This is a genomic window from Bartonella vinsonii subsp. berkhoffii ATCC 51672, from assembly GCF_902825225.1.
Taxonomy (GTDB): Bacteria; Pseudomonadota; Alphaproteobacteria; order Rhizobiales; family Rhizobiaceae; genus Bartonella; species Bartonella berkhoffii.
This window is the reverse complement of sequence record NZ_CADEAK010000008.1, coordinates 87,379-99,397: the sequence shown is the minus strand read 5'-3', so window position 1 is coordinate 99,397 and position 12,019 is coordinate 87,379. Positions and strand designations below refer to the sequence as shown.

The 12,019-nt window shown below is 34.7% G+C and carries 10 protein-coding genes, 1 tRNA gene and 1 pseudogene; 8 read left to right on the top strand and 4 right to left on the bottom strand.

Features of this window, described 5'->3' with window-relative positions; translation table 11 throughout:
- Positions 1-397: DNA adenine methylase (locus J7R10_RS05595; RefSeq protein WP_246787408.1), on the top strand; the 397-nt coding region annotated here is incomplete at its 5' end.
- A gap of 411 nt (positions 398-808) precedes the next feature.
- On the opposite strand, the gene J7R10_RS05590 is transcribed toward J7R10_RS05595, so the two are convergent.
- A tRNA-Ser gene (locus J7R10_RS05590) sits at positions 809-898 on the bottom strand.
- A gap of 817 nt (positions 899-1,715) precedes the next feature.
- Between J7R10_RS05590 and J7R10_RS10245 the strand changes: the two are divergent.
- From J7R10_RS10245 to J7R10_RS05555, 7 genes and pseudogenes are all read left to right on the top strand, one after another.
- A pseudogene (locus J7R10_RS10245) lies at positions 1,716-2,587 on the top strand (septal ring lytic transglycosylase RlpA family protein).
- Positions 2,588-2,922: 335 nt separating this feature from the next.
- Positions 2,923-4,086, top strand: coding sequence for a D-alanyl-D-alanine carboxypeptidase family protein (locus tag J7R10_RS05580; RefSeq protein WP_010705279.1), 1,164 nt, complete (start codon positions 2,923-2,925; stop codon positions 4,084-4,086).
- A gap of 29 nt (positions 4,087-4,115) precedes the next feature.
- Entirely contained in the window at positions 4,116-4,790 is a 675-nt protein-coding gene (tmk, locus tag J7R10_RS05575; RefSeq protein WP_010705278.1) for a dTMP kinase, read from the top strand.
- Entirely contained in the window at positions 4,783-5,838 is a 1,056-nt protein-coding gene (locus J7R10_RS05570; protein WP_010705277.1) for a DNA polymerase III subunit delta', read from the top strand. The genes tmk and J7R10_RS05570 overlap by 8 nt, the downstream gene beginning before the upstream one ends.
- Before the next feature lie 61 nt (positions 5,839-5,899).
- Entirely contained in the window at positions 5,900-7,459 is a 1,560-nt protein-coding gene (metG, locus tag J7R10_RS05565; RefSeq protein ID WP_010705276.1) for a methionine--tRNA ligase, read from the top strand.
- Positions 7,449-8,222: a TatD family hydrolase gene (locus J7R10_RS05560; RefSeq protein ID WP_010705275.1), complete on the top strand. Its 774-nt coding sequence runs from the start codon at positions 7,449-7,451 to the stop codon at positions 8,220-8,222. Before metG ends, J7R10_RS05560 begins: the two co-directional genes overlap by 11 nt.
- 12 nt (positions 8,223-8,234) lie before the next feature.
- Complete coding sequence (locus J7R10_RS05555) at positions 8,235-9,050, top strand: MBL fold metallo-hydrolase (RefSeq protein ID WP_010705274.1); 816 nt, start codon at positions 8,235-8,237, stop codon at positions 9,048-9,050.
- A gap of 584 nt (positions 9,051-9,634) precedes the next feature.
- Here the strand turns inward: J7R10_RS05555 and J7R10_RS05550 are convergent.
- Genes J7R10_RS05550 through pcsA form a run of 3 tightly spaced genes read right to left on the bottom strand, consistent with a single transcriptional unit; the run spans position 9,635 to position 11,918 of the window.
- Complete coding sequence (locus J7R10_RS05550) at positions 9,635-10,036, bottom strand: DUF6163 family protein (RefSeq protein WP_010705273.1); 402 nt, start codon at positions 10,034-10,036, stop codon at positions 9,635-9,637.
- On the bottom strand, positions 10,033-11,079 hold the full coding sequence (locus J7R10_RS05545; RefSeq protein WP_010705272.1) for an enoyl-CoA hydratase/isomerase family protein: 1,047 nt from the start codon (positions 11,077-11,079) through the stop codon (positions 10,033-10,035). Before J7R10_RS05545 ends, J7R10_RS05550 begins: the two co-directional genes overlap by 4 nt.
- 26 nt (positions 11,080-11,105) lie before the next feature.
- Complete coding sequence (gene pcsA / locus J7R10_RS05540) at positions 11,106-11,918, bottom strand: phosphatidylcholine synthase (RefSeq protein ID WP_208436384.1); 813 nt, start codon at positions 11,916-11,918, stop codon at positions 11,106-11,108.
- Positions 11,919-12,019 lie beyond the last annotated feature (101 nt).

Here is a 12,019-nt window from a genome sequence, read left to right as displayed (position 1 = left end):
TAATCCCTACCGTGGTGCACGGTTTAACTCTTTCAAACTTGAAGGGTTCTTAAAGCTGATTTACCGGCGTTTATCAAATGTGACCATTGAACATTTAGACTGGTTTGATTTTATTAGGCGTTATGACCGGTCAACGACCTTATTTTACCTTGATCCACCTTATTTTGGCGTTGAGAATTGCTATGGCAAAGATTTGTTTAAACGAGAGGATTACCAGAAAATGTCCACACTGCTTGCCCAATTAAAGGGAAAGTTTGTTCTGTCTCTCAATGATGTGCCAGAGATCCGAAAAACCTTTAGCCAATTTAAACTAAAAGAGGTGAATACATCTTATACATGTGGATCAAATAATCCGATGCTGGCTCAAGAGTTGATCATCTCAAATTGCGATCTTTAGGAAAAGAAAAAAAGATTCATGAAAGGGGGCTTTAAATGACCTTTGAAAGGTCTTTGAAGACCCTTTGAGAACCCTTTGAAAAAATGAAAATCCTTTGAAAAGGAGGTCATTTTTACAAAATATGATGCGAATTAGACAAAATTTGTTGGTCTCTGTATGCATATCTTACAGATTTTAGCTGTCAAATAATGGGATTGATGGAAAAGATGAAGCATCTCAAACTACGATTCTGAGCCAAGCAAAATAAGACTCATAAAAGCAGCTCTAAATGATCCTTCAAAACCCCTTTGAAAAAAAATAAATTGGTACAAAACCTACTGTCAAAATATACAAAACCTGATGGCAAGCTACATCCCGAACCTTAAAAAAACACATGTAAAATCAATAAGTTATTGGTTTGTAAAAACTAAGTGGCGGAGGGGGTGGGATTCGAACCCACGGTACAGTCTCCTGCACGCCGGTTTTCAAGACCGGTGCCTTAAACCGCTCGGCCACCCCTCCAAACTAAGTATGCTTTTTTACAAAGTTCTTGCAAAAGGTCAATCATTTAAATGGGGTTCTAAACGTTTTTAATAAAACTGTTTGAATTCAAATCAAATAATTTTTAAGTCCGATACTTTTCAGAAGAGCATTGAAACCAGTAATCTTATTTTAAAGTAAATATTTTTTCCGAAAGAAATGAAAAGTTGATATAATATCCAATGAAATATCCCATCTCGTTATCTACAGAAGCTCTGAGAATTCAATAATTTCACTTCTTTTCTATTCTATTTTAATTTCTGTAGTCGCAAAAGAAACAGGCACTCTTATAAACTTCATTGTATCCAGTTTATGATACAATATTGACAGGTTTGATTTATTCTAGAACTATCTTTTATTGAGTAAGTCCAGTTCCTCATATTATTTCAGAGTAGAATAGTTCACGTATTAATGTCTCAAAATTTTAGAAAATGATATCTAATTATTGGGAGCGTTTGTTGAGCTTTACGCTTTTTTCGCATTAAATGGGAGTGATTTAACATTTGTAATGTAGAATTATCCTACTTATTCACAGTTTATGTTGCGAATATCCTATCCTTTATTAATATGCTGATTTCTTTATTTTTTCACTTCAATTTATACTGCATTTTTTCCTTGCAAAAAATCACAGAATAGTTAATATTGCATTAATTTATTGATTAAGGTTAATTTTTCGAGATAGTATAAGCACGCGAGGGGAATCATCTAAAATCTAAAAATATGAATTTCCCTATCGCATGCAGCAAGGTGCGGTGTGTTTTTTGCAGTATATACTCAATAGAAATAAGCGGGCTGACAGATGCTTTTAATTAGCAAAGAAAAATTTACTTCCATTCTTAATTCGACATTTCAATTCATTTCTATAATAGCTGTTTCTCAGTTATTAGTATCTTGCTGCGCAAGTAAAACAGCGTTTTGGGGAGTAAAAAGTTTTTATCATAATAATAAGCCAACTGACGTAAAAACTACTGTTCTTTCTAAAAAAAATCAAGTGAGCAAAATCAATCAAAAGAAAAGAGAAGCGGGCGGTCCATTGTCGGTAAACCTTACCAAATCAAAGGAAAGTGGTATTATCCCCAACATGACCCAGCCTATAAACGTATTGGAGAAGCATCGTGGTATGGTTCAGATTTTCATGGACGTTTAACTGCAAACGGTGAAATCTATGATATGAATCTCTTAACGGCTGCTCATCCCACAATGCCTTTGCCTAGTTATGCTCGTGTCACTAATCTGAAAAATGGATCTTCTATCATTGTTAGAGTGAACGATCGTGGTCCTTTTATGAAAGAGAGAATCATTGATTTATCAAAACAAGCTGCAGAAATACTTGGTTATGCAAATTCAGGTGTGGCAAATGTTAAAGTGGAGTATATTTCTGAAGCACCGGTGGGATATTATGATGCTGCTTATTTAATGGCTTCTTATACGTCAGGAAATGACAATCCAGTATTGGCAAATCTCCAGAAAGAGAGAGAAAACGTCATGCCAGCAAGATTTTCTGCAGTGAATCAAAAACGGTTAGACGAAGTTGCAATTGAACAAAAAAAATTCAACAAAGCACTTTCAATAAAATTACCGGAAATTGGCCCTGTTTTGGTTAATAAGCCGATTTTACTTGATCAAGTAGCTTTTATGAATAAGCCAAGCAAAAAAATAACAATCAACTGATTAAAGCTATTGTGAGCAAAAGAAATTTTATTTCTAGACTGTGTAATTTTCGAATTACAGACAATTAATAAAAGTGATTGTTTTTATTAAGATTCTTATTTTAAAGGGAAATATGCTTGAAAGGCTTGTTACGCTTTGCCTACCTAAAATTAAAAATAAATTCTACGTATCCAATGAAAAAAAGAGCATAGAATATTGGTTTATTTTTAGGCGACTGAGTAAAAGAGCAACTGGTTCTAAGTTTGTGGTGATTCTCAGTTTGCAGAAATAAACAAATCTTTTCTTTTATAATACGCTTCTTTATGCTGATATCTTGAGATATGGGAGAATCGGCTATGTGTGTAGCATTAAGGGTTTTATTTACCTTACTTTGTATGTTGATGCTGGAGGAGCAGGGAAGGGCACAAAACTTTCAAATTTCTGCATCACAAATACTGCTATTAGATGATAACACAGATACAATACTTTATGAAAAAAAAAGTGATAGTGCTTTTTTTCCTGCTTCATTAGCAAAATTGATGACGGCTGAAGTTGTTTTTCATCAATTAAAAGAAGGTTTGTTAAGTCGTACACAAAAATTCCAGGTAAGTGAAAATGCTTGGCGCAAGGGTGGAGCACCTTCCGGTACAACCACGATGTTTGCAAAAGTGAAGACAGAAATGAATGTTTCTGATCTTTTGCGTGGTTTAATTATTGTTAATGGGAATGACGCAGCGATTATCCTTGCTGAAGGAATAGCGGGAAGTGAGGCTAATTTTGCAAAACGCATGAATCAGAGAGCTAAAGCACTCGGATTGTTGCATAGCCACTTTGTTAACGCAACGGGACTCCCTGAAGAGGGCCAGTTTGTGACATTGCGTGATATGATTATATTAGCGCGACATATTGTTCATGAATATCCCGATTACTATGTGCTTTATCGTGAACCTGATTTTACTTGGAATAAGATTTTTCAACGGAACAAAAATCCTCTTCTTTCTAAAAAAATTGGTGTTGAAGGATTTTGCTCCGGATACAGTGAAGAAGAAGGTTTTTCAATAGTTACTACTGTTTATAAAAATCATCGACGTCTTTTTTTAGCAATAAATGGTTTGCAAAAGAAGAAAGACTATACGAAAGAAGTAGAACACATTCTTCAATGGGGAATGACAGCTTTTGATCTTAAAACGATTTTCACAAAAGGAGAAGCAATTGGTCACGCTTCTGTGTATGGTGGGGTACAAAATTCTGTTCCACTTATTGTTAAAGAGCCCATAAGCTTTATGCTTTCAAATGAAAAAAAAATGAATATTAAAGCAAAAATTAAATATCATGGTCCATTGAAAGCTCCTATCGTTTCAGGACAACCAATTGGTATTCTTCAAATTTTAGAAGATAAAAAAGTTTTTCTTGAAAAACCAGTTTTTGCTGGAAACAATATTCAGGAAGGAAGTTTCTTTACAAAAGTAAAGGATGCATTCTATGAAATAACAATTGGATGGTTACGAAAATATTTATAGTATGTGATAAATAAGGGAAAGGTCTATAGGTGTCAGGGTATTTTATCACATTTGAAGGGGGGGATGGAGTAGGAAAATCAGTGCAACTTCATAATCTTTATGAGCATCTTAAAGACAAGGGCTATGAAGTTGTTATGACACGAGAACCAGGAGGAACGCGAGGTGCAGAAGCAATCCGCCATATTTTATTGTCGGGTCAAACACAACAGTATGGACCTTTAATTGAAGCTGTCTTGTTTACAGCTGCACGCATCGATCATGTTACTGAGGTAATTGCACCTGCTTTGCAAGAAGGAAAAGTCGTCTTATGTGATCGCTTTGTTGATTCTACACGTGTTTATCAAGGACTCAATGATAAAGTAAATTCTTCTACTCTTTCTGTTTTAGAACGTGTTGCACTCAATGGAATCATGCCTCATTTGACATTTTTATTAGATATATCGGCAGAATATGCTATGGAACGTGCAAATACTCGAAGGTTTTTGGAAAGCATAAATTGTATAAGTAAAAAAGCAGAAACAATTGATTATTTTGAAAAAGACAATTTGGAAATTCAAGAACAAAGACGCAAAGCTTTTCTTCGACTGGCAGAACAGGAGCCTCATAGGTTTTGTGTGATTGATGCAACGGATACAATGCGCGTTGTTGCAGATCAAATAAAAAGTATTTGTGATCAAGCAATGATGGACTATTTTTATGAATGATGTAAATACTTTACGTCAATATGATGATATCGATACAATTTTATCACCTTCACAGAATAATATGATTTTTGGTCATCAGGATGCACGCCACTTTTTAACACAAATGCATAAAGCGGGGCGTTTACATCATGCGTTATTGTTTGAAGGAGAGCAGGGAATTGGAAAAGCCACATTGGCATTTCATCTTGCTTGGAATATTTTAAGCTCTCAAAAAGGCAACTTCTTGCAACCAGAGCATAATTCTATTATTTGGCGCCAAATTACTAAAGGCAGTCATCCTAGTCTTTTGCATATTTCACGTCGCTTTGATTTAAAAACGCAAAAATTCAAAACAGGTGTACTGATTGAAGATATACGTGATGTTATGCATTTTTTAAATCAAACATCACAAGATAATGGGTGGCGTATTGTTATCATTGACCCCGCAGATGATATGAATAAAAGTGCTGCTAATGCCATTCTTAAAACACTTGAGGAACCTCCTAAAAAGACGCTATTCATTCTTATTACCCATTCTCTAGGAAGATTGCTTCCAACAATTCGTTCACGATGCCAAAAAATTTCTTTGCGACCATTGCATAATGATGAAGTGAAAAAAGTCCTTACACATATCTTTTCCCGTCAGAATTTAGCAGATGAAAAAATTATTGAAATGGTTATAGAAAGATCCAAAGGAAATCCTAGAAAAGCTGCCTTGCTTATTTGCCATGGTGCTTTTGAAATTGTTAAAACCATCGATACTCTCTTGGAACAATCTGTTTGCAATCCAACTGTTGTGCATACTCTTGCACAAACACTTTCATCTCTTTCTTCGGATATTCAATTTCAACAATTTTGTGATGAAATTCTTGATAAAATTCAAAAAAAAGCTATCATGCTTATTGAAAATGGGGAATTAACTCTCTCAAAACAATGTGCGCAAGCATGGCAGGAAGTTCATCATGAGATAGGGGAAACGCAATCATTTAATCTCGATAAGAAGCAATTCATTATTAACTTACTTTTTAAAGTTCAGAAGATCATTCGCGAGGGTGCGCTTTTTCCGTGACAATGTGATTAACAGGCGTTATGTCAGTGTATCTTTTATTGCCTTTCACAATGAGTATGACATGCGTGACACATATTACATAACAACTCCAATTTTTTATCCCAATGGCTCTCCACATATTGGTCATGCCTATAGTGCAATTGCAAGCGATGTCTTGGCCCGTTTTCAACGATTAGATGGCAAAAATGTATTTTTTCTTTCGGGTACGGATGAACACGGTTTAAAAATGCAACAAACCGCAGCAGGATTAGGTATAACACCTAAACAGCTTGCAAACCAAAACAGTACAGTATTTCAAAAAATGCTTGCAGTATTAAATTGTTCTCATGACGATTTCATCCGTACGACAGAAGAGCGCCATAATCAAGCTTGTCAAGAAATTTGGAAAAAAATGGAAGCGAATGGCGATATTTATCTTGGTCGGTATAGTGGTTGGTATTCGGTTCGTCAGGAAGCATATTATGAAGAAAAAGATACTGAAATTGGAGAAGATAACATCCGTCGTGAGAAGGAGTTAGGTTCTCCAGTTGAATGGAACGAAGAAGAGAGTTATTTTTTCAGACTTTCCCGTTATGAAAAAGTCCTTCTTGAACATCATGAAAAACACCCTCATTTTATTGCTCCAACCGAACGGCGTAATGAAGTTATAAGTTTTATCAAATCGGGTTTAAAAGATATTTCTATTTCACGGGCAAGTTTTAATTGGGGAGTTACTGTTCCAGGGAATCCAAAGCATGTGATGTATGTCTGGGTTGATGCGCTTACAAATTATTTGTCAGCAATTGGCTTTTTCGATGAAAATTCAAAAAAACGTAATTTTTGGCCTGCAAATACGCATATCATTGGTAAAGATATTCTTCGTTTTCATGCCGTCTATTGGCCAGCATTTTTAATGTCTGCTGAAATTGAGTTGCCTAAGCATATTTTTGCTCATGGTTTTTTACTCAATCGCGGAGCAAAAATGTCAAAGTCCATTGGAAATGTTGTTGATCCTTTTGAAATGGTCGATCACTATGGTCTTGATCAGCTTCGTTATTTTCTTCTTCGTGAAGTGCCATTTGGACAAGACGGTAGTTATAACCATGATAGTTTTGTGAATCGCATTAATGCCGATCTTGCTAATGATCTTGGTAATTTAGCACAACGCTCTTTGTCTATGATTGCCAAGAATTGCAATGCAAAAGTTCCTATACCAGCTACATTTTTAGTTCAAGATGAACAACTTCTAGAACAATCTCTTCAAGTGCTTAAAACTGTACGCCAAGCAATGGCTTCTTATGGAATGCATTTAGCACTTTCAGCTATTTTTTCAGTTGTAGCAGATGCTAATCGCTATTTTGCCAACGAACAACCTTGGAGTTTACGAAAAAATAATCCAGAAAGATTTTCTACAGTTCTCTACATAACATTAGAAATTCTGAGGCGAATAGGAATTATGCTCTTGCCTTTTATACCACAATCTGCAAACAAGCTTCTTGATAATCTTGCGATTGCTGAAGAAGACCGATTACTGTATCATATTAGCCATTCAAAAATTCAAGAAGGTCTTGATCTTCCACCACCAGAACCCATTTTCCCTCGTTATGTTCTTAAGAAAGACGATACTTATCATGTTGATTGATACCCATTGTCATCTTGATTTTGAAGATTTTTCACAAGATTTGGATGATGTTATTCAACGGGCTTTAGATGCCGACGTTAAACGTATGATAACGATTTCAACACATGTTCATAAGTTGGATAAGCTTTTAGCAATTGCGCAAACCTATGACCAAGTCTTTTGTTCCGTTGGTACGCATCCCAATTATGCCCATGAAGAACAAAATATTACAGCTGAAGAGCTTATTCATCTCTCAAAGCATCCGAAAATCGTTGCATTGGGCGAAGTTGGTCTTGATTATCATTATGATTATTCTTCACCAGAGGAGCAAAAGAAAGTTTTTCGAGAACATATCATCGCTTCTCGAAAAACACAGCTTCCTCTTGTCATACATTCACGCAATGCTGATTTGGATATGGAGGAAATATTACGTGAACAGATAAAAGAAGGTACTTTTCCATTTGTCCTTCATTGTTATTCGTCTGGGATGCGACTTGCCCGTGCTGGACTTGAACTTGGTGGTTATATTTCTTTTTCAGGTATTCTTACTTTTAAAAATGCACATGAAATCCGTGAAATAGCAAAAATTGTGCCTCATGAGAATTTATTAGTGGAAACAGATGCACCATTTTTAGCTCCCATTCCTCATAGAGGTAAAACAAATGAGCCATCTTTTGTATGCTATACAGCAGCTATTTTGGCTGAAACAATTGGCTTAACTACTGAAGAAATAACTCAGATAACGACGCACAATGCTTTTCGTTTCTTTAGCAAAATGAAGTAAGGCAAAAAGGTTATGTGCGATAAGTACCGATTTACAATATTAGGCTGTGGTCCCTCTCCGGGAGTGCCACGCCCTAATGGTGATTGGGGAGCTTGTGATCCTAATAACCCTAAAAATAAACGTTACAGAAGTTCTTTATTAGTCGAACGCATTCATACATCAGAAAAGAAAACAACCATCGTTATTGATACTGGTCCAGATTTTAGATCACAAATGATTGATGCTCATGTAAACCATCTTGATGCTGCACTCTATACGCATTCTCATGCGGATCATATTCACGGTATTGATGACTTGCGCAGTTATGCACTTGCACAAAGATGTTTAATAGATATTTATGCCGATACCTTCACGCTAAAGCATTTGAAAAATGCTTTCGGGTATTGTTTTCAAAAACCAAAAGGTTCTTCTTATTCACCCATTTTAAAAGAGCATCTCATCAATGAAGATAGTCAATTTATTATTCAGGGGCAGGGTGGAGCAATAACCGTTAATACGCATTTGCAATGTCATGGAAATATCCATTCTTTAGGTTTTCGTATTGGGAATGTTGCTTATTGTACAGATGTTAGTAAATTTCCTGAGGAAACATTACCAAAATTAATGAATTTGGATGTTTTAGTTATTGAATCTCTTCAATTTGAAACTCATCCAAGTCATCTTTCCGTTGATCAAGCATTACAATGGATAAAATACTTAAAACCAAAACAAGCTATACTTACACATATGGATAGATCCCTTGATTATAATGACATTATAAACTATGTCCCATCACATGTTAAGCCTGCATATCAGGGACTTATTTTTGAAACAGAAGCACAAGCCTAGTACTAAATATTTCTATTAACTAAAAGATTCTTTAAAATTTCTAGTCTCTGTCTTATTTCATTTTCATACTAGTTGTGTCTTTTTTTATCAGATAGCATACTTGTTTTTGGCTTTAAGTATAATATTACTTAAAGCCATATTTTTTAAATATAGTATTTAAATTTTTATATTTAAATAATTTTCAAATTATTTTAATGATTAACAAAATTTAGCCATAATCTTGTTTAAAAGATGAAATATGCGATTTAATTGTGATGAATATGTTAAAGTATGGTTTTCTATTTTTATTACAGATTTAGATTAAATCCTTTTATTATTTTCATATCATATTATCGCATAATATATATTATGGAACTTTTTAAAACTTAAAAACAAGAGGGGTATATTTTATGATAGCAGCGTTTTGGGGAACTGTAGCAACATTGCTATGGATATTTTCAACAAAAGCCACTAGTACTTGGGATTTGTGGTGGGTACCTTTTTCTTTATGATCTTTAAAAATAAAGATTGAGAAATTAACAAACGGGCCAGTCCATTCTGGCCCGATAATTTAAATGGCAACAGTAGTAATTCTTATTTTTAACCTAGTCATCTTTTATATGATTTCTTTTCAAAAAGATCATTATGATTTGTATTATGATAAAAGTTAAAAACAATATTCCATGAAATGTTGCAAATGATTGAGAAGTGGAATAATACATCGTGAGTGTTTCGATAATTGCTGCGATACACCATAAGACAATTCCCCAAAATGAAAACATCCAAAGTCCAATTAAGGCAATAGGATAAACAACAGCCAATGTAGCTGAAGCGAATTGCCACTGCCATGGCATAAGATCAAAACACCATAAAATGCCTGGAAATACGCCAACAAGACGCACCCAATAAAAAACACTTAAACCTAAGCAAATGAGCGCCAAAAAACGCAAATAACACTTATAAATTAAATTGATTTTTGAAATTTGTTTTTGAGGATTATTTTTCAAAATAATAATTCTTTTTCAACAGGTTGAAAGTAAGCATTTACCATTTCATCTGTAACAGATGAAAGCTTGTTTGGCTGCCATTTAGGTGTTTTGTCCTTATCAATTAACATTGCACGCACACCTTCATAGAAATCATGTGAATTGATCATATGATGTGCGATGCGATTTTCAATTTTTATACAATCTTCCAAAGTTTGAGATGGATTTTGTTTCATTTGTTTCCAGATAATTTTTAAACTTGTAGGAGAACGTGATTGCAAAATATCATAACATTCTTTGGCGAATAAAATGCCTTCATTGCTTTTTTTATGAAGGAATTCAATACATTTCTCCAATGTATGGACACTAAAACACACACTGATAACAGCGCGTGTTTCATGATTTGTTTCATAGTCTTTTGTAATTGCGTGTTTTTCTAAAGCAAACTTAGGATTTCCTTGCTCAATAATAGCTTTTCTAATGCACTCTAATTTAATTTCAGGAACAGCATGTGTTGCTAACCCTAAATTTAAGCAATCACCCCATTTTATGCGTGCCCCCGTCAATGCAAGATAAATACCAAAGTAATTGGGAAGAGATGGTAAGAAAAAACTTGCACCAACATCTGGAAAAAATCCAATAGCCCCTTCTGGCATAGCAAAAAGTGCATTTTCTGTAACAATTCTATGTGAACCGTATAGAGAAATCCCTACCCCTCCTCCCATCCAAATACCATTCAAAAAGGAAATGTAGGGTTTTGGAAAATGTTTAATATACGCATTTAAGCGATATTCATCACTAAAATATTGGTAAGAAGAATCCTTTGTCCCCATATGGTATATTTCTACCACATCCCCACCAGCACAAAAAGCCCGTCCCTCCCCTTCAATTAAAACGCAAGAAACATCATCATCTGTTTTCCACGTACTGAGAGCTTTTTTTAAAGCAAAAACCATGCGTTGATTAAGAGCGTTTAATGCTAAAGGACGTGTGAGTTTTATAATACCAGCACGCCCCTCTTTGGTAAAAAAAATGTCATCACCCGCCCCAAAATCAATTTGCATCTTATACTCTGCCTAAAATATTTATCTTATTGTTTTTTCTGATTTTTTGCACCAAATTGAGGAAAGAGTTGCATGATAGCACCAATGCAATACATATAAATACCTGTTATTGAAATTCCTATCTTAACCCAATGGGGAGCATCAAGTCGGTAAAAAAATGCGGCAACACCAAAGCAACACCATAAAAGAAAAATTGGAAAATTAAGCCATCGCAAACGAATGACTCTTACTGGATGAATAAAATAAATTGGTAAAAAAGATATGATTGCTGATAAGGCAATAATGGTAAAGGTAACCCACTCCCCTGGTTTTACGACAAAAAGCATAAAAACCATCATATTCCATACGACCGGAAATCCTTTAAAAAAGTTTTCTTTGGTTTTCATTCCAGTATCTGCATAATAAATAGCTGATGAGATAACAATGATAGCGCTTAATAAAAATGACAATCCTGCCCCCATCAAACCACTTTGATAAAGCGCAAAAGCTGGAATGAGGACATAAGTTACGTAATCAATAATATTATCTAAGAGTTCTCCAGACCAAGTTGGAAGTACATATTTAACATCAAGTTTGCGTGCAATTGGCCCATCAATCCCATCAACGAGAAGTGCAAGACCAAGCCAACAAAACATAGCCGTCCATTCTTTTTGAGAAGCTGATATAAGAGAAAGAAATGCTAAAAACGAACTTGAAGCTGTTAGTAAATGGACTGAAAAGCCCTTTGCTTGCGGCATTGTTACTTTTTTATGGCGCAATAGATCGGCATTAGTTTTGATTTTTTTTGTTAGCTTACGTTTCAAAGTTTGCTTATCCTCATTTCTAAAGTTTTCATCCATGTACCAATACGCCATTTCTACTGATGGTATGATCTACTGTAAAAAAATCATAAAAAGGTTACTTTTTTATATCGCATATTTATTACATAATATAATAGAAA

What these genes read in the sequence shown, in the direction of transcription:
- J7R10_RS05580 (WP_010705279.1), top strand. Translation starts at nt 2,923, where the DNA reads ATGTGTGTAGCATTAAGGGTTTTATTTACCTTACTTTGTATGTTGATG.
- J7R10_RS05570 (WP_010705277.1), top strand. Translation starts at nt 4,783, where the DNA reads ATGAATGATGTAAATACTTTACGTCAATATGATGATATCGATACAATT.
- metG (WP_010705276.1), top strand. Translation starts at nt 5,900, where the DNA reads ATGCGTGACACATATTACATAACAACTCCAATTTTTTATCCCAATGGC.
- J7R10_RS05560 (WP_010705275.1), top strand. Translation starts at nt 7,449, where the DNA reads ATGTTGATTGATACCCATTGTCATCTTGATTTTGAAGATTTTTCACAA.
- J7R10_RS05555 (WP_010705274.1), top strand. Translation starts at nt 8,235, where the DNA reads ATGTGCGATAAGTACCGATTTACAATATTAGGCTGTGGTCCCTCTCCG.
- J7R10_RS05545 (WP_010705272.1), bottom strand. Translation starts at nt 11,079, where the DNA reads ATGCAAATTGATTTTGGGGCGGGTGATGACATTTTTTTTACCAAAGAG.
- pcsA (WP_208436384.1), bottom strand. Translation starts at nt 11,918, where the DNA reads ATGGATGAAAACTTTAGAAATGAGGATAAGCAAACTTTGAAACGTAAG.